Annotated in this window: 19 protein-coding genes and 1 pseudogene; 9 read left to right on the top strand and 11 right to left on the bottom strand. The window is 60.6% G+C overall.

Annotated features, from left to right (window positions below):
* Positions 1 to 54 precede the first annotated feature (54 nt).
* Both OQE62_RS15770 and OQE62_RS15765 read left to right on the top strand, forming a co-directional pair.
* On the top strand, positions 55 to 552 hold the full coding sequence (locus OQE62_RS15770; protein WP_265723002.1) for a MotA/TolQ/ExbB proton channel family protein: 498 nt from the start codon (positions 55 to 57) through the stop codon (positions 550 to 552).
* A gap of 1 nt (position 553) precedes the next feature.
* Positions 554 to 862: a DUF2149 domain-containing protein gene (locus OQE62_RS15765; RefSeq protein WP_265723001.1), complete on the top strand. Its 309-nt coding sequence runs from the start codon at positions 554 to 556 to the stop codon at positions 860 to 862.
* A 114-nt stretch (positions 863 to 976) separates the two neighbouring features.
* Here the strand turns inward: OQE62_RS15765 and OQE62_RS15760 are convergent, their stop codons facing one another.
* The 5 genes from OQE62_RS15760 to OQE62_RS15740 form a co-directional block, all read right to left on the bottom strand.
* Positions 977 to 3,010 (bottom strand): M3 family metallopeptidase, encoded by a 2,034-nt coding sequence (locus OQE62_RS15760; RefSeq protein WP_265723000.1) that lies wholly within the window; start codon positions 3,008 to 3,010, stop codon positions 977 to 979.
* Positions 3,011 to 3,387: 377 nt separating this feature from the next.
* Positions 3,388 to 4,392 (bottom strand): CobW family GTP-binding protein, encoded by a 1,005-nt coding sequence (locus OQE62_RS15755; protein ID WP_265722999.1) that lies wholly within the window; start codon positions 4,390 to 4,392, stop codon positions 3,388 to 3,390.
* Positions 4,392 to 4,859, bottom strand: a complete 468-nt coding sequence (locus OQE62_RS15750) for a Fur family transcriptional regulator (protein ID WP_265722998.1) — start codon at positions 4,857 to 4,859, stop codon at positions 4,392 to 4,394. The genes OQE62_RS15755 and OQE62_RS15750 overlap by 1 nt, the downstream gene beginning before the upstream one ends.
* Positions 4,860 to 4,862: 3 nt before the next feature.
* Positions 4,863 to 5,372, bottom strand: coding sequence for a ZrgA family zinc uptake protein (locus OQE62_RS15745; protein ID WP_265722997.1), 510 nt, complete (start codon positions 5,370 to 5,372; stop codon positions 4,863 to 4,865).
* 67 nt (positions 5,373 to 5,439) lie between these two features.
* On the bottom strand, positions 5,440 to 5,841 hold the full coding sequence (locus OQE62_RS15740; protein WP_265722996.1) for a MerC domain-containing protein: 402 nt from the start codon (positions 5,839 to 5,841) through the stop codon (positions 5,440 to 5,442).
* 174 nt (positions 5,842 to 6,015) lie between these two features.
* Here OQE62_RS15740 and zigA point away from each other — a divergent pair, with 174 nt between their 5' ends.
* Positions 6,016 to 7,209: a zinc metallochaperone GTPase ZigA gene (gene zigA, locus OQE62_RS15735; RefSeq protein ID WP_265722995.1), complete on the top strand. Its 1,194-nt coding sequence runs from the start codon at positions 6,016 to 6,018 to the stop codon at positions 7,207 to 7,209.
* 110 nt (positions 7,210 to 7,319) lie between these two features.
* Here the strand turns inward: zigA and OQE62_RS15730 are convergent, their stop codons facing one another.
* Positions 7,320 to 8,375 (bottom strand): DNA-binding protein, encoded by a 1,056-nt coding sequence (locus OQE62_RS15730; protein WP_265722994.1) that lies wholly within the window; start codon positions 8,373 to 8,375, stop codon positions 7,320 to 7,322.
* Positions 8,376 to 8,559: 184 nt separating this feature from the next.
* Here OQE62_RS15730 and OQE62_RS15725 point away from each other — a divergent pair, with 184 nt between their 5' ends.
* From OQE62_RS15725 to OQE62_RS15715, 3 genes are all read left to right on the top strand, one after another.
* A complete protein-coding gene (locus OQE62_RS15725; RefSeq protein WP_265722993.1) occupies positions 8,560 to 9,576 on the top strand; it encodes a site-specific integrase in 1,017 nt (338 codons plus the stop codon).
* A gap of 166 nt (positions 9,577 to 9,742) precedes the next feature.
* A complete protein-coding gene (locus tag OQE62_RS15720) occupies positions 9,743 to 10,756 on the top strand; it encodes a zinc-dependent alcohol dehydrogenase family protein (RefSeq protein ID WP_265722992.1) in 1,014 nt (337 codons plus the stop codon).
* Between the two features lie 230 nt (positions 10,757 to 10,986).
* Positions 10,987 to 11,316: a hypothetical protein gene (locus tag OQE62_RS15715; protein WP_265722991.1), complete on the top strand. Its 330-nt coding sequence runs from the start codon at positions 10,987 to 10,989 to the stop codon at positions 11,314 to 11,316.
* A 269-nt stretch (positions 11,317 to 11,585) separates the two neighbouring features.
* On the opposite strand, the gene OQE62_RS15710 is transcribed toward OQE62_RS15715, so the two are convergent.
* Entirely contained in the window at positions 11,586 to 12,503 is a 918-nt protein-coding gene (locus OQE62_RS15710) for a pirin family protein (RefSeq protein WP_265722990.1), read from the bottom strand.
* A 199-nt stretch (positions 12,504 to 12,702) separates the two neighbouring features.
* On the opposite strand from OQE62_RS15710, the gene OQE62_RS15705 reads away from it, so the two are divergent.
* Entirely contained in the window at positions 12,703 to 13,542 is an 840-nt protein-coding gene (locus OQE62_RS15705) for a mechanosensitive ion channel family protein (protein ID WP_265722989.1), read from the top strand.
* A gap of 4 nt (positions 13,543 to 13,546) precedes the next feature.
* Here OQE62_RS15705 and OQE62_RS15700 read toward each other — a convergent pair whose 3' ends face one another.
* Positions 13,547 to 14,488, bottom strand: a complete 942-nt coding sequence (locus tag OQE62_RS15700) for a LysR family transcriptional regulator (RefSeq protein ID WP_265722988.1) — start codon at positions 14,486 to 14,488, stop codon at positions 13,547 to 13,549.
* A gap of 108 nt (positions 14,489 to 14,596) precedes the next feature.
* On the opposite strand from OQE62_RS15700, the gene OQE62_RS15695 reads away from it, so the two are divergent.
* Positions 14,597 to 15,190: an FMN-dependent NADH-azoreductase gene (locus tag OQE62_RS15695; protein WP_265722987.1), complete on the top strand. Its 594-nt coding sequence runs from the start codon at positions 14,597 to 14,599 to the stop codon at positions 15,188 to 15,190.
* Between the two features lie 104 nt (positions 15,191 to 15,294).
* On the opposite strand, the gene OQE62_RS15690 is transcribed toward OQE62_RS15695, so the two are convergent.
* The 3 genes from OQE62_RS15690 to OQE62_RS15680 form a co-directional block, all read right to left on the bottom strand.
* Positions 15,295 to 17,880 (bottom strand): autotransporter family protein, encoded by a 2,586-nt coding sequence (locus OQE62_RS15690; protein WP_265722986.1) that lies wholly within the window; start codon positions 17,878 to 17,880, stop codon positions 15,295 to 15,297.
* Between the two features lie 344 nt (positions 17,881 to 18,224).
* A complete protein-coding gene (locus OQE62_RS15685; RefSeq protein WP_265722985.1) occupies positions 18,225 to 18,752 on the bottom strand; it encodes a hypothetical protein in 528 nt (175 codons plus the stop codon).
* Between the two features lie 7 nt (positions 18,753 to 18,759).
* Positions 18,760 to 19,299 (bottom strand): hypothetical protein, encoded by a 540-nt coding sequence (locus tag OQE62_RS15680; RefSeq protein ID WP_265722984.1) that lies wholly within the window; start codon positions 19,297 to 19,299, stop codon positions 18,760 to 18,762.
* Between the two features lie 517 nt (positions 19,300 to 19,816).
* Here OQE62_RS15680 and OQE62_RS15675 point away from each other — a divergent pair.
* Positions 19,817 to 20,254: pseudogene (locus OQE62_RS15675) on the top strand (discoidin domain-containing protein); the annotation flags it as partial.
* Between the last annotated feature and the right edge of the window lie 64 nt (positions 20,255 to 20,318).

The raw sequence follows: 20,318 nt of genomic DNA, 5'->3' as shown, positions 1-20,318 counted from the left end.
CTTAACTTTTCCGAACTACGAAACTTGAATCGCAAACTAGAGTGGAATTAAACAATGTTCATCAATAATCTGGAAAGCGTTCTATACCAGGTATCGGCAATATTTCTCGTGCCGTGCCTGTTACTTATCGTCGCCGCCCTGGCATATACCCTCTATGCCCTGGGTGCCCTGCTGGCAGAGGCCAGTCTGCGGCACAGGGGCCGACTCGCCTCCAGCCTCAGCCGCCATGCCAACCGGGAAGGCATCCGCAGCGATGACCTGGAGCTCTGGATCATGCGCAGGCTCGAACTGCTGCGGCTCACCTCCCGGGTAACGCCCATGCTGGGGCTGGTGGCCACCCTGATCCCCATGGGCCCTGCCCTGCTGGCGCTTTCGGAAAACGATACTGCCTCCGTCGGCAGCAATATGGTCGTCGCCTTTTCCGGCGTGACGCTGGCACTGATCGCCGCCAGTCTCAGTTTTGTGGTGCTGAACATCCGCCGTCGCTGGCTGTTCGAGGAGCTGCGCCTGATCGAACAGGCCAGTGAATCCGGCAACACGGGGGAGCGTTGATATGGCCGGACGTTTTCTCGAACACGACGACGACGATCCCATCCTGTCGGTGGTCAACCTGATCGACCTGTTCCTGGTGATCACGGTAATCCTGTTGATCATTGTGGTCAGGAATCCGCTCAACCCCTTCTCCAGTGACAACGTGGTGGTGGTCGAGAACCCGGGTGAGGACAATATGACGATAACGATCAAGGATGGCGAGGAACTGACCCGCTACGAAAGCAACGGTGCCATCGGCGAAGGTGACGGTATCAAGGCGGGCGTCACCTACAAGCTGCCCGATGGCAAAATGGTGTATGTGCCCGAGTGAATCCAGCCTGGAAGATCTCGCTCATCAGAATGGGATCTTCTCTGTCACCGGATGGGACTCAGGCCACCGGGAAGGACCGGCAGGCTGCGCCTCCCTGCGCAACCCCGTCAGCGGCTATTCGCCTTCTGGATTGAGTCCACGGCGGATCAGTAACGCCTCGGTAGTCGGTTCCTGGCCCCGGAATTTTACATAGGATTCCATTGGTGCGCGGGAGTTACCCACTTCCAGGATGTGCTTGCGATACAAGTCACCGTTCTTCCGGGTGAGTCCACCGCGTTCGCGCAGATAGGCAAAGGCATCGGCGGCCAGGATTTCACTCCACATATAGGCGTAATAACCGGCCGAGTAGCCGCCACCGATGGAGTGGGCAAAATAGGTCGACTTGTAACGCGGCGGCACCGCCGGTAGGTCGACGCCATGCTCTGCCAGGGCCTCGGCTTCAAACTTTTCCACGTCCTGTTGCGGTGCGTCGGCGGGCAGGGAATGCCATTCCATATCCAGCAGCGCAGCGGACATATACTCCAGGGTATCGAAGCCCATGTTGAAGTTCTTGGCCTTCAACACTTTCTCCAGCAGCTCTGCGGGGATGGGCTCACCGGTCTTGTAGTGGTAGGCGTAATTGGCCAGTACCTCGGGATCGCTCGCCCAGTCCTCTTCGAAAGTGGACGGGAACTCGACGAAATCGCGGGATACGCTGGTACCAGCCAGGCTGGGGTAATGAACATTCGAGAACATGCCGTGCAGGCCGTGTCCCAGCTCGTGGAACATGGTGGTAACGTGATCAAAGCTGACCAATGTCGGCTCGCCTTCCGGGCCTTTGGGAATATTCATCACGTTGACCACGACCGGTTTCTGTTCCAAAAGACCTGACTGCCCCACAAAAGAGCTCATCCAGGCACCGCCGCGTTTGCCATCGCGCGCGAAATAATCTGCGTAGAAAATCGCAAGGCTCTCGCCGTTGTGATCGAACAGTTCGAATGCCTGTACATCCGGGTGATAGACCGGCAGGTCCGGGCGGGGTTCAAAGCGAATGCCGTACAAACGGTTCATGGTGTAAAACAGGCCGTCTTCCAGCACCCGGTTGAATTCGAAGTACTCACGGACCTCGCTTTCATCCAGGTCGTACTTTTGCTGGCGAACCTTTTCCGCGTAGTAGGCCCAATCCCAGGGCTGCACGTCAAAATCACCACCTTCGCGCTCGATCATGGCCTGGATATCGGCCTGCTCTTCCTTGGTGTTGCTCACCACCGCGGGCACCATGGAATTCAGCATGCCCATGACGTTCTTCGAATTCTCCGCCATGGTGCCAGTCAACTGGTACTCGGCCCAGTTGTCATAGCCCAGCAGACCGGCTTTCTGTGCACGGATCTGCACCAGGCGCTTGACCAACGGGCGGTTGTCCAGCTCGCCGGATGTACCTCGATTTGCCGAAGCCTCCCAGATACGCTGGCGCAGCGCGCGATTGTTCAGCGAAGCGAGTACCGGTTGGCGGGTGGTATTGGTGATGCTGATCAGATACTTGCCTTTATGGCCGGCGTCGGCGGCAGCCTCCGCGGCGGCTTTAATCTTGCTGTCCGACAGGCCATCCAGCTCGCTCTTGTCATCGACAACCACGGCGATGGCTTTGTTGAGTTTCAGCAGGTTCTGGCTGAATTCCGTGGTGAGCCTGGAGTGCTCTTCGTTCAGCGCGCGCAGGGTCTCTTTCTGCTCGTCGGAAAGCTTGGCGCCTGCCTTGACGAACTTTTCGTAATAGTCTTCCAGCAGACGCTCGGATTCCGCATCCAACTCCTCCTCAACACGCTGGTTGTAGAGATTTCCCACGCGGGAAAACAGGTCGGCATTCAGATAAATACTATCGGAGTGGGCAGCAAGTTTGGGGGCCAGTTTGCTTTGCAGGGCCCGGCGGGTTTCGTTGCTGTCGCTACCTACCAGGTTGAAGAAGATACGCGATACCCGGGTCAGCAGAGAGCCGGCTTGCTCCATGGCCACAATTGTATTGTTGAAACTGGCCGGTTCCGGGTTGTCGGCAATCGCCTGGATTTCCTGCAAATGCTCGCGCATTCCCTGCGCGAAGGCGGGTTGAAAGTGCTCATCCTTGATCTGGCTGAAATCCGGCGCCTGATATTGCAGGGAGCTGGGGTGGAGCAAGGGGTTATCTTGCGTTGCCGGGTCTGTAGGATCGCCAGTTACTTGTGTGTTTTCCGCTTCAGATGCCTGTGCAGATTTCTTTGAACCTGGTTCGGGCGACTCTGAACAGGCAGCAATAGCCACGATGGCTACGGCGAGCAGGGATTTGCGCATTGCATTCTCCGATTTTTCTATTTCGAGTGTTTGGGCGTGCCCCCGGGCTCCGGAAACTGATGGCAGCCAAATAGTGAAACACTATATCATCTCATGCGTAATTGGAAATTTTGCGCCACGTCGTTTGTCGCGGTAACGCAACCATTCATCCCAATGGAGTATCCCTGACTCCCCGGACAGATCACCCCGCAGGTGCCCGGCGAAGGGGCCGGCGAGTCCGAAAATCAACCGGTACTCAGTGTGCTTAACCAGCCGGACTCCATTTTGTCCCAGTCCCGGCGTTTGGGATCTATCGCTTCCACCCGGCTGTCCAGCGCATCGTCCAGTTCCAGCACACTCAACACCGAATCCGCCTTGTTGAAACCGAATACGCCCTGCTCGGTTATAAATACGCCCTTCACCCGCTCCGCGTCGACACCGGAGATCAGGGAGAAAAGCTGTTCGTAGTCGAAAACCAGCGTCGGGTCGAAGCGCCAGCCGCAACTGTGATATCCCTCGCCGCTGTTTTCCAGCCGCAGGTAACCGCATTCCGACAGCGGTTCCTGCTCGTCTGGCAGTGGCGCAGCGCGATGTCCATGTTTGTGGCCGGCTGTTATCCGGAAACCGCTGGGCGCGTACAGCCAATCCGGCTGGATGCGCCCCTGCTCTACCGCTTGCAGCGTTATCTCCGTGTCGTCCTGCAAAAAGGAGAGATAGCGACGCAGGCTCTCCAGCTCCTGCGGGCCGTAGAGGTCTGACTTGTTGGCCACTACCAGGTCGGCCACCTCCAGTTGCTGCCGGAAAGAATCGCTGCGCAGGTAGCGTTCATCCTCGATACAGCGTGCGTCCACCAGAGTGAGCGTGGCGCGCAGGTCGAGCACGCCGGCACGCACCGCGTCAGACAGGGTCGACAACACCTCCCGGGGGTGGCCGAGACCGGTGGGTTCGATCAGTAGCCTTTGCGGCCTGGCCCTGGCCAGCAGCTGGTTCAGGGCCACCTGCATGGGCAGGCCGGTGGTACAGCACATGCAGCCGCCGGGCACTTCACGGATAAAGACTTCGCCGTCTTTCTCCGGGCCGAACAGGCCACCATCGACGCCCACCTCGCCAAACTCGTTGACCAGTACCGCCCAGCGTTCGCCGGCCGGCTTGCTATCCAGCAGGTGGCGGATAGCGGTAGTCTTGCCGACGCCGAGGAAACCGGTAATCACATTGGCCGGCACCTCACGTATGGGCTCCTTCTGTGTCACTAGGCGGCGCTCCGACCGCACTCGTCGCACAGGCAGTCCAGCTCCAGTTGCGAGGTCTGCAGGTGATAGCCGGCCCCCTCCACCGTATCACGCAGCGCGGCGATCACCTCCGGCTTGATACCGATTTCCCGTACCTTGTTGCAGCGGTTACAGATCAGGAACTGCGGCGTCTCGTGGCTGTGATCGCAGGCGATATGGGCGCAGGCCAGGTACTTGTTTTCAGAATTGAGCTTGTGCGCCAGATTCTCCTCTGCCAGAAAATCCAACATCCGGTACACGGACATGGCCGGGATCGGCTCGCCGTAATCCCGGCTGTACTGCTCCGCAATCTCATAGGCGGACAGTGGGGTTCTGGAGCGCAATAGTATGGTAAGGACACTCCTGCGTTTCTCGGTCAGGCGGGCCCCGGAAACGCGGCAGCTCTGCTCCGCCGCCCCCAGGGTCTGTTTGAGTTGGGATGCTTTCATGGACTATTTCAATTGCAGCTCGTTGTCTTGTGCAGTGAGCGAGACGGCCCCCTGGCGACCGGGGGCCAGCCACTGCACGGCGATCTCGTGAATGCCGGGAAAGCTCGCAAACAGCGCCACGGCAACGCTGTCGAGCTGTGCCAGATTATCACACTGGAAGTGGTAGCTGGCATGGAAGCTGAAATGCGCCCGGTGCCGGGTCTCCTCTTTCTCACCGTGGGGCGCCTCCACCCCGGCCTCCTGCAGGTGGCAGTCGGCGCCGGCGAAGCGCAGCCAATCCTCGGCACCGGCCAGCGTCCGCGCCGCCTGCCGCAGGGCCCGCCTCTGCGGGGAATTCTGCGGCGCGTGCTCGAAGCCAACCAGGTTGGCCGCCGGGGATTCAAACTCAATGTAAACGCTGTCCGCTTCAGCGGCGATATCGAGCCGCGCCTCGCCGTGCACATGGGCACCACCGTCGGCAGCGGCAGCGCCGGCAAAAACAAGCGTCAAGATAAAGATCACCCTCAGGTCCATTGCCCCTCTCCCGCTCTCCAATCACTCACCACATCAACCTTTTTATTACCGAACGTCAGCCCTCCCACTAGTGAGAACGGCACTCTTGAATCGCATCTTCGCCCTGCCCGGCGAGGGCCCCACGCTGCAGCAGGCGTCGATTCGCCCAATGGGCCGCCACCAGCAGGCCCGCGCCAACCGTACTGGCGAGCAGTTCCCAGTGTCCTTCCAGGCCCAGAGCCACTATGAGTATCAACAGGCCGGAGAAACCGGAGACCATCACCACCGGGCGGCGGTGGTGGCGGCAGGCTGCCGGGAAGCTGGCCAGGGCCAGCAGTAATACCGGTCCCAACAGCACCAGGTGAAAAAGTTCATGCCCCAGCAATGCACCCAGCATCCCGGCACCCCCGAGAGCCAGCAGTAGCGGTGTCGCCAGGCAATGCACCAGGCACAACCCGGAAACCAACATGCCCGCAGTATCTTTCATCATCAATTCTCCAGATCCATTTCAGTTTCAGTAGCGAACGCCCGGTGCTGCCCCGGTTTGCAACGCTGCCACTCATCTTATTATGATACAATGTATCATATCAACACAATCGGGCCTGCCATCTACCGTGGCACCGACATGCAGGCCCGGCAGGCAACAACAGGAGGAGATGCCAATATGTCAGAGCGCTTACCAGTAACGGTTCTTTCCGGCTTTCTGGGGTCCGGAAAGACCACGCTGCTGAACCGGATTCTCAACAACCGCGCCGATCTGCGCGTGGCGGTGATCGTCAACGATATGAGCGAAGTGAATATCGATGCCGGGCTGCTCAACAACCAGGTCCGGCTCCAGCGCGAGCAAGAGAAGCTGGTGGAGATGAGCAACGGCTGCATCTGCTGCACCCTGCGCGAGGACCTGCTGATCGAGGTCGGACGCCTGGCCAGGGAGGGACGCTTCGACTGTCTGCTGATCGAGTCCACCGGCATTTCCGAGCCATTGCCCGTGGCCGAGACCTTCACCTTCCCCGACGAGGACGGCCAGAGCCTGTCCGACATCGCGCGTCTCGACAGCATGATCACGGTGGTCGACGGTGCGAACTTCCTGCGCGACTACCGCGCCGCCCGGGAACTGAAAGAGACAAAGGAGCATCTCGACGAGGAGGACGAGCGCAATATAGCGGACCTGCTGGTGGACCAGGTGGAGTTCTGCGATACCCTGCTGATCAGCAAGGCCGACCTGATCGACAACAAGCAGCTCGCCGAACTGAAGGCGGTACTGCGCAGCCTCAACACCCGGGCGGACATTATTCCCATGGTGAAAGGCGAGGTGCCCATCGACAGGGTGCTGAATACCGGCAAGTTCGATTTTGAACAGGCGCAGCTGGCACCGGGATGGCTTCGGGAGATGCGCGGAGAACATACACCCGAGAGCGAGGAATACGGCATCAGCAGCTTCAGCTTCCGGGCCCGGCGTCCCTTTCACCCGCAGAGACTCCACGATTTCTTCTCAAACCCGCAGCTGAGCGGCCGACTGCTGCGCTCCAAGGGTTTCTTCTGGCTGGCCAGCCGCCCCGACTACGCGGGGACCTGGAGCCAGGCCGGCGGTATCGCCCGGCACGGCGCCGCGGGTTACTTCTGGAGCGCCGTACCCAGGGAGGAGTGGCCGGAAAACCCGGAGCAGCGGCAGTACATCATGGATAACTGGCAGGAACCGTTCGGGGACAGGCGCCAGGAACTGGTTTTCATCGGCCAGCACCTGAATCCCCAGTGGCTGGGACAGCAGCTGGAAGATTGCCTGCTGAGCAGCGAGGAGCTCCGTGCCGGTGAGGCATCATGGCAAACATTGCCGGATCCGTTTCCGGGCTGGAACTGACGGCCCGCCTTCGACAACACCACTCGCAACAGCCCTACTCTTTTCCGGCGCGAAAGAGTTGGGGCGCAACACTCCGGGCATCCGGTGAGCGGCCACCCGCTTTCCGGCTTCTATTCCGCCAAGGATCGCTGCAACTGATTGAACTGCCCCTGAATCACTGCCTTCTCCTGCAGCAGCACCCGGTTCTCTTCAACCAGGGCCTCCAGCTTCTCCCCGGTCGATTCCAGTCCGGACTCCGCCCTGGCCAGCGACTGCCGCAACCACTCGGCGTCCCTGCTGGCGGAAGCGTTGCTATTCGACAGGGCGGATACCCTGTCCTGCAGAGTGGCGATCTCGACCGTTTTTTCGCTGACCTGATCCGCTTGGGCGTCGGCCTTTCGGGAAAGGCTATCGACCTCGGAGCGATACCCGGAGACCTGCTCTAGCAGTTGCTGCTTTTCGGCCCCCAGTTCCGCGATGGCAGCCTCTCGCTGCTCGCACAAATTCTCGCGCTCGGCGAGCCTGCGGCCGACGTCGGACAGCTGTTCCGAGAGGCTTTCTACCTGCCCCCGAAGCTGGTCATTGGTCAGCCGGAACTGTTCTCGCTCCTGCTGCCGGTCGTCGGCCGTACGCTGCTGGAAATGCTCGAAGTGATCGCGGATATCGCGGTTTTCCTGTTTCAACCCATCCACTTCGGATTTGAGCTCGGAAATGCGCGCTGCACCCTGCTGCCGCTGAAACTCGCTTTTGTCCAGCGCCGCCCGGGATTCCTGCAGCTCCCGCTTCAGGTTGCGATTCTGCTCCCCGGAAATCCGTAACCGGTGCTCCAGCCCACGAAGATCCTGCGCCAAGGTCGCAGCCTTGGCGCACGCCTCTTCGGCTTCCGCCCGGTGCTTCTCCTCGGCGGCCTCGAAGCTCTCCCTGGCCGCCTCCACTTGCCGCCCGGCTTCCTCCCGCACCCGCTCGTGTAACGCCTTCAGCGCATCGAGAAGATCTTTGGGCAAGTCGCCAGTATCCGCCCGATCGCCGGCCTCGGATCGCCAGCGCTTCAGCAGCGGCGCAATGGTGCTCTTGCTGCCGGTACCCAGCTCCGCGCGGACCCTGTCCACGGTCGGCTCCTCGCTGCGGCCTTTGATTGCCTCAGCGGCCCGGGCTACATCCGGATAAGTGACCCCCGTACGCGCCATCATCGTGCTCCTCGATTTTTGGTAACGTATTACGTGTTATGTAATATAACATTATTTTCTGTTTTAAATCATTCCTTGAAGCACCCAATCTAACCATCGATAATGAAACTTATCGAAGGTTATAAATCCCGCTAACTCTCCATGCTCTTCAACGCCGGTACAGAAGCTCGCGATCGCTAAGCCTATGAACAAGAAACCCCCAGAGCTGCCCGTCCGGGACGGTCCTCTCGCCGAAGCCCATGCCAGTACGACATTGCCATCCGCCCAGGTGGCACAGAAATACCTGCGGGCAGCCACCTCGGACAGCACGCGCAGGGCCTACCGCTCGGCCATCCGGCAGTTCGAGAAATGGGGCGGGCGGCTGCCCACGGACAGCCGAGAACTGGTGCGCTACCTGCGCGACCGCGCCGAAGCCGTCAATCCGCGCACGCTGGAACTCCACCTGACCGCCATCGGCCAGTGGCACCGCTACCAGCGCATCGCGGACCCGGTAACCGATCCGCTGGTGCGGAAAACCATGGACGGCATCCGACGCCTGCACGGCCGGCCAAAGCAGAAGGCCAGGGCCCTGCGCCTGGAACATATCGCGGCCATGACTCGCTACCTGCGCACACAGCCGGACAACAAAAAGAGGCGGCGGGACCTGGCGCTATTACTGACCGGCTTCTTCGGCGCCTTCCGGCGCAGCGAGCTGGTGGCGATCCGGGTCGAGGACTTGGCCTGGGAAGAGGAGGGGTTGCTCGTGCACCTGCCGAGATCGAAAACCGATCAGAGCGGACAGGGAGTTACCCGCGCCCTGCCCTTTGGCGATCCGTTGGTGTGTCCCGCTACCGCTCTCCGGCAGTGGCTGGACGCAGCGGGGATTTCGGAAGGACCTGTATTTCGCGGAATCAACCGCTGGGACCAGATACAGCCCCGGCAGTTGAGCCCGGGCGCCGTGAACGAACTGCTGAAAAAACTGGGGACGACCTGCGGATTTGCATTCGCCGGCGAGTTGAGCAGCCACAGCTTCCGCCGCGGCCTGTCCACCTCTGCTGCGCGGGAAAAGGTGGACTTCGAACTGATCAAGAAACAGGGCGGCTGGAAGAGTGATGCGACCGTCTGGGAGTATATCGAGGAGGGCCAGCAACTGACCGAGAATGCCACCGATCCATTGATGGAAAAAGTGGCGCGCCTGATGGGCGAGCATACCGTCGAGTAGCCGAATCGATATCCGACCGGCAACCGCCTGGCGGGCATTCCATGGGATTGCCCGGCGATTACCTTGATAGCGGTTGGTATGTGACACATCCTTTCCCGGTGCTGGTAATGTATCAGCGCGGGAACACGACCAATACCCATCGACAGGACCTAAACGGAGGAGCCCAATGAAAGCAGTTGTCGTACGGGGGCCGGGTGGGCTGGATCAGCTCGCAGTCAAGGATATTCCGGACCCCGGCGAACCCGGCCCGGGTATGATCCGGGTCGCCATCCACGCCACTTCCCTGAATTTTCACGATCTCCTCGTGGCCTCGGGCCAGATCCCCACGGAAAAAGACCGGGTGTTGATGTCCGATGGCGCCGGCATCGTGGAATCGGTCGGGGAAGATGTCACAGAGTTCGCGCCGGGGGATCGGGTGGTATCCGGCTTTTTTCCGCACTGGCCGGACGGCGCACCGGGAAACAGCGTCAGCAACTTTGCCGGCACGCCCGGCGACGGCGTGGACGGTTTCGCCGCCAGGCATGCCGTCAGACCCGCCGGCGCCTTCACCCTGGCGCCGGATGGCTGGAGCCATGCCGAAGCCGCCACCATCACCACCGCCGGCCTGACCGCGTGGCGGGCACTGGTGGGTGACGGCCCGCTCAAGGCCGGCGACACCGTGCTGGCGCTCGGCACCGGCGGCGTCTCCATTTGCGCACTGCAGATCGCCAAGGCCATGGGCGCAGCGGTGATCGTGACCTCGTCCTCCGATGAAAAACTGGAACAGGCCAGGGCCCTGGGGGCCGACCACACGATCAATTACCGGCGCGAGGAAAACTGGGGCCGCCAAGTCCGCGAACTCACCGGCGGCCGCGGCGCCGACCATATTGTCGAGGTGGGCGGCCCGGGCACCCTGGCGCAATCAATCGATGCGGTGCGCGCAGGTGGCCATATCGCCCTGATCGGCGTGCTGACCGGCCGCGCCGGCGAGGTACCCACGGCGCTGCTGATGGCCAAACAGGCGCGCCTGCAGGGCCTGATCGTCGGCACCCGCCGCCAGCAGCAGGACTATGTGGCGGCGCTGAACGAGACGGGCATTCGCCCGGTCATCGATCGCACTTTTGCTTTTGAGGAACTGGCTGCGGCATTCCGCTACCAGCAGAGTGCCACCCACTTCGGCAAGATCTGCGTCGAGTGGTGAGTACGTCCATCCACTCCCTTCCCGAAGCAGTCCGACACTCGACCTGTGCGACCAGATCAGCGAGGAAAAGCAGGCAGCGTCAAGAGGCTGCGCGGTAGCCACTCCGACGTCATCACGCAAACAGTCTGTTCAAAAAAGTCGCCTATTTCATGGTCTGGCGCGTGAAATATTTCTATCCACCGGCCCGGCTCCGTTAGTATGCGCCGCTTGCTTTAATCGGGGGAAAGAAGATGACCACTGCACAGAAACTCTATAACGCCGTTGAATTTTTCAGCGCCGAAGAGCCCTATTTCGAGCAGTTCAAGCAGGTGTTCCGCGACACCCTTGTGGCGCACGGGGCGCCGATCCCCAATGCGATGGAGATGACGCACATCGCGGCGGAGTCGCTCCGGCAGTTTTCCGGCGACGACTATCACCTGCGGATGGCGGAGATCATCGCCTGCGACCCGGCGTTTGAACGCGCCATCAACGGCAATGCCCCGGCGTTCCACGCCACCCACCGCTATATGTCCTACTACCTGGAACTCCCGGCGATGCCGGAGCTGCGTATCGCGAACTGACCCCTAGTGGTCCATGCGGTAAATTCAGTAACACTATCTCTTCGCCACAGGCCCCAGTGCTGCATTGAAAAAGCTTGAATTAGCGCTGCTAGTCCTGCGCTTTTTCGCCTTGCCCTGGAACCTGTGGCTGTGCGCTAGAGTCACCGAATTGACCGCATGAACCCCTAGCACAGGAAGCCCCACAACCTCGAGACCGATTACCCGATGGCCGCATACCGCGACCGGGCCGGCAGTCGAATTCTTCCTGGCGGTAAGCGGTTGCCGACCCCTTACTTGTCGGGAAAGGGGATAAATTCCGCTTCATCCCCCGGCACCTTCGGAAAGCGCCCCGCCTTCCAATCCTCCACCGCCCGGTCGACGCGCTCCGGACGACTGGATACCAGGTTCCAGACGATACACCGTTTACCCAGCGGCTCGCCGCCGATGATCGCGATGCGGCTGTCCCCGGTGGCTTCCACTGACACGCCGGGCCGGTTCGAGAAAACCGCCAGGGAATGCTCCGGTATTTCCGTGTCCCGGGCTTTCAGGCTGCCACTGGCCACATACACGGCTCGCTCCTCGGCATCCGGCAGTTCCAGAGTCTGGCCGGCCTCTAGCCTGGCTTCCACGTACAGGGTGTCGGCGAAGGTCCGGACCGGCGAGGTGACGCCGTAGGCCGTGCCCATCATGACCCGCAGGGAAACACCGCCCACCGTCAGGGCCGGGATCCCATCGGATGGATAGTGGTGGAATTCCGGCGCCATCTCCTCGTCCTCCGCCGGCAGCGCCAGCCACAACTGCAGGCCGTGCAGGCAGTGATCGGAGTCGCGAACTTCCGGGCGCTCCCGCTCCGAATGCACTATTCCCCTGCCGGCCACCATCAGGTTGATATCGCCGGGCCGGATCGGCTGGACGCTGCCCAGGGAATCCCGGTGCAGTATCTCGCCCTCGAACAGGTAGGTGACGGTGGCGATACCGATATGCGGGTGGGGGAGCACATCGATGCCCTTTCCCACCGGGAAGTCCGCCGGCCCCATATGATCGAAGAATATCCACGGGCCTACCATCCGCCGCTGCCGGCTCGGCAATGAACGCCTGACGGAAAAGCCGCCGAGCTCTTTCTCCCGAGGTTCGACGATGACCTCGATGGCACCGCAACCCTCTATGACGTCGCACTCCTGTTCGGCAGTCCTGGTCAGGTTACTCACACGCACTCCTGTTGTTGGATTACCCCGGCCCGGCAAATACATACAGGGCATGGCAGTTTTATCATGCCACTTATAATTCGCTGTACGACAGGCTACAGTACGGCGTTGCATTCGACCAGTCGTTGCGTCCGGCCAAGCTGAGCGGGACCGACTCCTGTCGGCCAGGCAACTATCCCCTCTAATTTTTGCAGGATTCGGGATGCTGGAACAGCTACTCAACAACAAGTTCATCCAGACGGGTATTGTCATCGTGGCGATCGTGCTACTGCGGATGGCTCTGTCCTTTATCTTCTCCCGCACCGGCTGGAGCAAGCAGAATAAACGGCGCCATATCAACACGGTGCACAACATCTCCAACCTGCTGCTGGTCCTGGGTGTGGTGGCCATCTGGGTTTCGGAGCTGCGCGACTTCGCCCTGTCGATCGCCGCTTTCTCCGTTGCTATCGTGATCGCACTGCGGGATGTAGTGCAGTGCCTGGTGGGTGGTATCTACCAGGCCAGCATGCGCGCATTCACGGTGGGGGATTGGATCAAGGTCGGGGATCAGTTCGGCGAGGTGATCGATAGCGACTGGCTCAGCACCACCCTGCTGGAAATCGATCCCCACGGGCTGGGTAGCGGCTATACCGGCATCACCCTGTACATTCCCAACAATGTGTTCTTTACCAAATCGGTCCAGAACCTGAACTTCATGCGCCGCTATATTGAACACACCTTCTCTATCGTGCGGGAAAACAAGGGAGGCAACCCCTTTGCCGCCAAGGAGTTCCTGATCGGGCGCATCCACGAGCACAGCGAAGCGTTCAGCGAGGTGGCGGCCCGTTACTGCCAGATGATCGAGCACCGCACCGGAGTGGAGCTGGTGGGCACCGACCCCAAGGTCAGCTTTACCACCAACGAACTGGGCCACGACGTGGTGACAATCACCCTCTTCTGCCCGCGCGAGGAAGCACATGAGATAGAGCAGCGGGTGACCGAGGATTTTTACAACTTCTGGTATAGCGGGCCACACTCCCCGGAGTTGGATACGGAAAGCTGAGCGATCAGCGGTCCTCGACCCCGCAGCGATTCACTTCCATTTCCCTGCGGATGATTTCCGCCAGTCGCAACGCCCCAGGCCCGGGAGATTCCCGGTCGGCAAAGATGAGATACATCTGCTGATAGCGCTCGCTGCCGCCGCGCAGGGATAGCGGCTTGAGAATGCCGTCGGTCAACTCCCGCCGGATCTTTTCTTCCGGCAACCAGGCAAAGCCGTAACCGCGACAGGCGGCGCCGATGGAAGTGGCCATGTTGGTCACGGTCCAGCGCTGGGCCACTTCCACCGTGGTGGTCTGCCGGTCGCGCCGGGAGCCGGAGTCCCGCACCACCAGGTGCCGGTGCTTGCGCAGGTCGCGGATGGTGATATCGCGATCGAGCTGGTGCAGCGGATGATCGGGATGGGCCACCGGAATAATGCGCACCTGGCGCGCCAGGGGCTCACCGATAAAGCCGCCGGGTACATGAGGAGAAATGGCCAGCTCCACGCGCCGCTCCCGCAACGCCTCCGGCGCGCCGCCGATCACTGTCTCGTAGAGCTCGATGCGGGTCTGCGGGCTCTCTTCGCCGAAGCGGCTCAGGCAGTCCAGCAACAGCCAGGTGGGAAACAGTACCTCCACGGCAATGCCGATCTCCGACTCCCAGCCGGCGGACACCTTGCGTGCATCGCGTTCCAGTCCCGACGCATCGTCCAGCAGCAGGCGGGCGCGCGAGTAGAGCATTTGGCCCGCCGGGGTCAGCACCGCCTTGCGTCCCTCGATGGAGAAGGCCTTCATATCCAGCACCGACTCCAGTTTCTGCACCGCGTAGCTGACCGAAGACTGACTCTTGTGCAGCCGCTCCGACGCCTGGGCGTAGCCGCCCGCCTCCACCACAGCGACCAGACAACGCCACTGTTCGAGGCTGATACGGGGTGTCAGGCCGCCATTTTCTCTGTATTTGTCGGGCATTTATCGATTAACCTGATTAATTTGAGCGTATTTTTATAATTTTTAATCTAATTATTCAATGATTAAATAGGGTCATCTGAAACGCAGAACCGATATGGAGAAGTTCACATGGCCAAACTACTCAAGATCCAGACCAGCCTGTTCCGGAATGATGGGCAATCTTCCCAACTGACCGATGAGTTCGCCGACAACTGGCTGGCTGCCAACCCCGGTGCCGAAGTCGCTACCCGCGACCTGGCCGCAGCGCCGGTCCCGCACCTGACGCTCGACCGTTTCCAGGCCTTTGGCAGCGATCCGGCGGAGCGCAGCGCGGAACAGCAGGCAGTGGTGGACTATTCGGATGCGCTGATCGACGAGATCCGCAGCGCCGACGTGCTGGTTCTGGGTATCCCGATGTATAACTTCAGCATCCCCTCCAGCTTGCACGCCTACTTCGACCATATCGCCCGCGCGGGTGTAACCTTCCGCTATACGGAAAGCGGACCGGAGGGACTACTCAAAGGCAAGAGGGCCTATGTGGTGATTACCCGCGGCGGCGTCTACGGTGATGAGCACCCGCAGACGGCTTTCATCCGCCAGTTTCTGGGCTTTATCGGTATCGACGACGTCGCGTTCGTACACGCCGAGGGCCTGGCTACCGGCGATGAACCGCGGCAGAAGGCGTTGGAGGCGGCGCAGGAGCAGCTGGCGCAACTGGCATGATTCTCGGTCGACTCGCTATAAGACGGACCTTTCGGGCGGCCCCGACCGCCCTGTTTCTGTAAGTGGGACACGCAGTCCGATGAATGCTCGCGAAGACAACCGCGCTACCAGCGCCTGCGGAACCCGATGCGTGCCTCCACGGCATCGAACTCCTCGGAATCCAGGTCGGTAGTGTAGTCCAGCACCCCGAACAGGCTGGTGGTGCCGTCCAGATCGGCGGTGATACCGACACCGGCCTCCAGCGTCGTGAAACCGCGGTGCGTACGGATGGCCGTGGTGTTGAACATCACCTTGTCCCTGCCGTGCACCTCGTGCCAGATGTTCACCTTGATATAGGGCCGCCACACCGATGTGCCGCGCTCTATATCGCCGACCAGGCGCCCACCCACACGCGCGGTCAATGCATCGACGTCATCGAAGCGGATGCTCGAATAGCGGTCTTCGGTGTTGTCCATGTCCTGGTACTGCCAGATCAACTGGGCCTGGGGTTCCAGGCTCCAGAAACCATCCAATGGAAAGGGCCTGCCACCCTCGATGGAGGCGGTCACCTCATCGCCATCGATATCCGCGTGGAGGTCGCGGTTGGAGCGGCTGTCACCGTCAAAGGAAGACAGCAGCAGCACCCCGTCCAGATAGCCACCGTCTGCCCAGTGGTGGCTCCAGTAACCGCCGAGATTGTAACTGTCCAGGGATATGTCGCCGGTGTCCGCATTCTCCACTGCGATCGCAAAGCCGCGGGTGTCGCCACTGGCGCGACCGCCGCCCAGCATCAGTCCGGCCGCGTTGCGACGGCCGTTGCGGCTATCGGCGCCGTAGAGTGGAACGCCGATCTGAACGCCCCAGAAATCGCCGTCGAACTTGGGATCCACGGTGCCGCCCCAGCGCTGTTTGTAGTGATTGCCGAAGGCGCGCATCCACACTGAACTCCGCCCGTCGTCGCGGCGCGACCAGGCCTGTTCGCCTTCGCGTTCATGGAAGGTGCCCAGGGTCGCCAGCGTCAGTGCGCGGCTTACACCGGGAATGGTGACGTGTGTGGAAACTTCGGGGCGATACAGGGGAATGATATCTCCGCCGCCCTGGCCTCCGCCGCCACTGGAGCCACTGCCGCCACTACTGGAACTGGTGGAGCCGCCACTGGAGCTGCTGCCCGAGCTACTGGAACCACCGCTGGAACTGCTGCCACCGGGAACATGCCCCCCGCTGGAGCTGCCCGAACTGCTTCCGTTATCGCCGCCACCATCCGGTTCGTGGCCATCGTCCCCGCCGTTCCCATCATCGGGGTCCTCAATATGCGAACGCAGATACCAGTTGTTCGCAGTGTCCGGAGTCGATCCGCCACGGAACAACAGGTACTCGTAGGGCCCGGCCGCCACGACATCACCGAGCACGAAAGCATTGCTGGTGCTGACACCGTTGATAACCTGATCCACGAGGATCCCGTCACCTGTGGTCAGCCCACCGGGGCCGCCGACGTTGGTTACAAAAATTGTCGTAGTACCGGACTCGTCACCGGTGACTACCAACTTGTCCGACGGCGCACCGTCCTCGAACAGATAGGTGTTCAGCAACAGGGAGCCACCGCTGCCGATATAGTCGCCGTCGATCCGCAGCACATCAGTTACCGAGTCGCCGCTGCTGGTCATATCGATAGTGCCGGCATTGACCACGGTGACGCCGTCGCCGGAAGCGGCTGGATCGATGTTGTACTGGCCCTCACTGGCGTGCAGTGTGCTGGAGCCGTCGATGGTCAATCGACCGGTACCGGTGCCGCTGTCACCCAGTACCAGGTCACCGCCCATGGTCAGTTCGGAGCTGCTTTGCAGTTGAATCAACTCCCAGTTCAGCAGGCGGTCCGGTCGACTGCCGATCACCCCCTGCCAGGTCAACACATCGTTGCCGAGCCCACCGTTGATTTCGATGGTGCGCAGCTCGGTGTCAGTCAGGTCGATAAACAGCGCAGTGTCGTCGTCCTCCTGCATATCGATGCCACCGACCAGGCCGCCGGTCCAGAGGAGGTCGTCTGTACCACTGCCGGCGCGCAGGTAGCCGGAAATCTGGCCGGCCTGGATGGTGGCGGTATCGCTGCCGGCACCCTGCTGGATATTGCCGTTGACAGTGCCGCCCTCCATCAGGAAATCGTCGTCGTTGCTGCCTTGGTTCACCTCACCATTGATATTGGCGCCGGCGCGATTAATGATCTGGTCGCTGCCCGAATCCAGGAAGATGGCCGAGCCCTGGATGGTGCCGTAGTTGTCGATGGCGGTATCAGTAGAGCCGGTAACAGAGATGCCCTGGTTGATAAAGGAACCGGCCTCGTTGAGGATATCCATGGTGCCGTTGCCGTTAACGGTAATCCCCGGATTCAGCGTGCCCCGGTTGATCACGCTGTTATTGCCATCACCAGAGAAGGTGAAAAAGGCATTGATATTACCGCCGGAAACGTTGGTCACCCTGTGGTCGCCGTCGCCGATGATTTCCAGGCCGCTGTTTATATTGCTGCGGTTGATAAAAGTGACAGTGCCATTGTCTTCAAAAGTGACACTTTGCAGGTTGCCGCTGTTATCGACATCCAGCGTGCCTATCGTGGATGCATTGAAAGGCCCGTTGAGATTGGTGCCCTGGAGAATGTCTATTGTCAGGCTCCCGAGTCCGCTGACCGAATAACCGGGCGGATTGCCGGTACAGGTCACCGTGTCTCCGGATGCCGGCGGCGAGGGTTCGCAATCGGCCCGCGCCGTACCGGAAAAAGCCGCCGCAATTGCGAGCAGGGCCGGGATAAAAATGGATTGGTTCCCGCCACACCGGGTGGCTGTCTTTCGCTCACATTCCATTGCGTCGATGCCTCTATTTCCTGTCGGCGACGGTTTCCACCAGGCGCCGAAACTGCCAAAAAGCACTAACAGTCTAGACGGCACCTCAAGATTCAGGGGCATCGCACAACGGGATGCCGAATGCTGTCAGCGCCAAGCGAAATCCGTTACCCGGAAGAATCACTCCAGACTAAGCGCCGCGCGCTTGGAGCACGGCCCAGGAGCTAGCCCGGTAGCCGTCCCATTACCGGTTTCGGGCTTCTGGCCAACCACTCACCGGTCCGGTACCGCGGCGGGCAGTGGCAGTTGTCGTGGATGGCCTGCACCAGCTGCACCAGTTGAAAGGATTTGGCGTCCCCCAGGGGACAGGTCAGCAGCACAATCTCCACCTGCTGGGTGTATTCCAGCAGTGCCTCGAAGACCTGCAGCACCTCTGCTGACAGTGCATCCGGGTCCAGCTCGGCGGCGAAGAGGAACACGCGGCATGCATCGGCAATGGCGATAGTGCTGTCGCAGACCTGCGCCGCCCCCATACCCATCACCTGTTGTACCTGCCAGTAAGCCAGTTCCGATACTGTGTCGGTATCTTCCGGCAACTCCCGTGGTATCCAGCCACCGGCCTCATGTACGCGCAGGAAGTCCCCCACCTGCTCTACAAAACGGTGCAGACGCGGCCCTGTTTCCTCCGCCTCCCTACTCCAGACCCGACACTGTGCGATAAAGGCCGAAAGGGCTGTTGATGTTTGCTCCATCGCCACCTCAGACCGCCGCGAACCGCAGTTCGGACAACGAGAGCCGCTCGTCTTTTGCGCCGTCCATATAGCCCAGGTGACACTGAACCAGCTCGTTCAGCAGTTTCAGGTATTCGGTAAAATCGCCATTGTCGATCGCGTCCCGGCTGATCACTGCACGCTGCCGGGAAGTCTCACGGTGCTTGCTCAATAGCTGAAGGGCCAGCAACTTCAGTCGGTCATCGCGCAGCTGGGTAGACAACAGGCTACCTTCGCAGCCCCGCTCCACATAGGCGACCGCACGCTCGCGAAATGTGGAGATAAAGTCGCGGGCCGTGTCGTCCAATCCATCCGGCCAGTACTGCACGGACGCCAGCAGGGTGTCGAAGACATGAAAAGACTGCACCAGCTCGCGCTGTACTGCGGCCTGGTTGTGTGAAAATTCCCGGTTCGCATCGACCAAAAGCGCCCGGTTGATTTTTTTCTTCAGCACCGACACTTGGTGCAACAGATACAGGGGCGGTGCCAGGGCCAGCGCGAGTATGCTGATCAAAGCTATCTCAAACATTTGTACTTTCCTTGAAATCAGTTGGGAGTATCAGCGAAGCCCCATACCCAATGGCGAGCAATAAGAGTCCATCGCCTTTTCCGATCGGGAAAAGCGTGGACTGCCATTGTTAGAATTAGGATTATTTTGCTGCGAAGACTACAGTTCTGACAAACTATTGCCAGGAGTTGGGATTTCGCGCAATAGACATCTCTGCCTGAATTGCGGCGCGAACTATACCGGGCTGGTCGTACCAATTCCAGTCGGTTGGCGCGATATTCTTGGTATTGTCATACTTTATTCTTCAGAGCTGTTTTGCGCCGCACCCGGATTAAGCAAAATATCTTCGATAACGGGTTGGGCTTCCTCTTGACCGATCGGAACGCAGCGCCCCGTACCGACCCTGGAGCTTCATTACTCTGACAATTTCTGCTCCCGATCCGCCGTCCCGCTATAGTGGACCCCTCCGAAGACTTGGCCTGCGGCAAGAACGTCTCCACCTCTTCCGAAGAAGGCGGCTAGGCTCGCCAACTACACCGCGGATGGCGATGCCGGCACCCGCTGGTCCAGCGACTTCAGCGATGACCAGTGGATCCAGGTGAACCTTGGGTCGGTACAACCGCTCAGTAAGGTCGTGCCAGACTGGGAAGCGGCCTGCGGCAGCGCCTACGAAATCCGGGTTTCGACTGACGGCGACAACTGGACCACGGCGGCTTCGGTAACCGGCGGCGATGGCAGTGTCGACGAAATCAATCTGGATACCAGCGGCCGTTACCTGCGCCTGCAGGGGCTGCAGCGCGCTACCGGTTACGGCTATTTGCTTGGAGACTGGAGGTTTATTGAGAGACGGGATAATTTGGCGGGAGCAGTCCGGCCGGGAGCGGCCATCGGACCATGCCCGACGCAAGCGGAATTCAAATCTGGCTTGCACTCATCTGATTGTAGGGTGCGCCGCGCGCACCAAAACGGCCTGTAACTCGCACCGGCTCTGAGACCGGTGCGCACGGCGCACCCTTGTATCTGTCCTTGGGCTCTGGCTA

Origin of the sequence: Microbulbifer halophilus (assembly GCF_026183675.1) — a bacterium.
In the GTDB taxonomy this organism is placed as follows: domain Bacteria; phylum Pseudomonadota; class Gammaproteobacteria; order Pseudomonadales; family Cellvibrionaceae; genus Microbulbifer; species Microbulbifer halophilus.
This window is presented reverse-complemented; position numbering and strand designations above follow the sequence as displayed.

Bases quoted from the DNA above. Each gene is read 5' to 3' on its own strand.
- OQE62_RS15770 (WP_265723002.1), top strand. From the start codon at position 55: ATGTTCATCAATAATCTGGAAAGCGTTCTATACCAGGTATCGGCAATA.
- OQE62_RS15765 (WP_265723001.1), top strand. From the start codon at position 554: ATGGCCGGACGTTTTCTCGAACACGACGACGACGATCCCATCCTGTCG.
- OQE62_RS15750 (WP_265722998.1), bottom strand. From the start codon at position 4,859: ATGAAAGCATCCCAACTCAAACAGACCCTGGGGGCGGCGGAGCAGAGC.
- OQE62_RS15745 (WP_265722997.1), bottom strand. From the start codon at position 5,372: ATGGACCTGAGGGTGATCTTTATCTTGACGCTTGTTTTTGCCGGCGCT.
- OQE62_RS15740 (WP_265722996.1), bottom strand. From the start codon at position 5,841: ATGATGAAAGATACTGCGGGCATGTTGGTTTCCGGGTTGTGCCTGGTG.
- zigA (WP_265722995.1), top strand. From the start codon at position 6,016: ATGTCAGAGCGCTTACCAGTAACGGTTCTTTCCGGCTTTCTGGGGTCC.
- OQE62_RS15730 (WP_265722994.1), bottom strand. From the start codon at position 8,375: ATGGCGCGTACGGGGGTCACTTATCCGGATGTAGCCCGGGCCGCTGAG.
- OQE62_RS15725 (WP_265722993.1), top strand. From the start codon at position 8,560: ATGAACAAGAAACCCCCAGAGCTGCCCGTCCGGGACGGTCCTCTCGCC.
- OQE62_RS15720 (WP_265722992.1), top strand. From the start codon at position 9,743: ATGAAAGCAGTTGTCGTACGGGGGCCGGGTGGGCTGGATCAGCTCGCA.
- OQE62_RS15715 (WP_265722991.1), top strand. From the start codon at position 10,987: ATGACCACTGCACAGAAACTCTATAACGCCGTTGAATTTTTCAGCGCC.
- OQE62_RS15705 (WP_265722989.1), top strand. From the start codon at position 12,703: ATGCTGGAACAGCTACTCAACAACAAGTTCATCCAGACGGGTATTGTC.
- OQE62_RS15700 (WP_265722988.1), bottom strand. From the start codon at position 14,488: ATGCCCGACAAATACAGAGAAAATGGCGGCCTGACACCCCGTATCAGC.
- OQE62_RS15695 (WP_265722987.1), top strand. From the start codon at position 14,597: ATGGCCAAACTACTCAAGATCCAGACCAGCCTGTTCCGGAATGATGGG.
- OQE62_RS15685 (WP_265722985.1), bottom strand. From the start codon at position 18,752: ATGGAGCAAACATCAACAGCCCTTTCGGCCTTTATCGCACAGTGTCGG.
- OQE62_RS15680 (WP_265722984.1), bottom strand. From the start codon at position 19,299: ATGTTTGAGATAGCTTTGATCAGCATACTCGCGCTGGCCCTGGCACCG.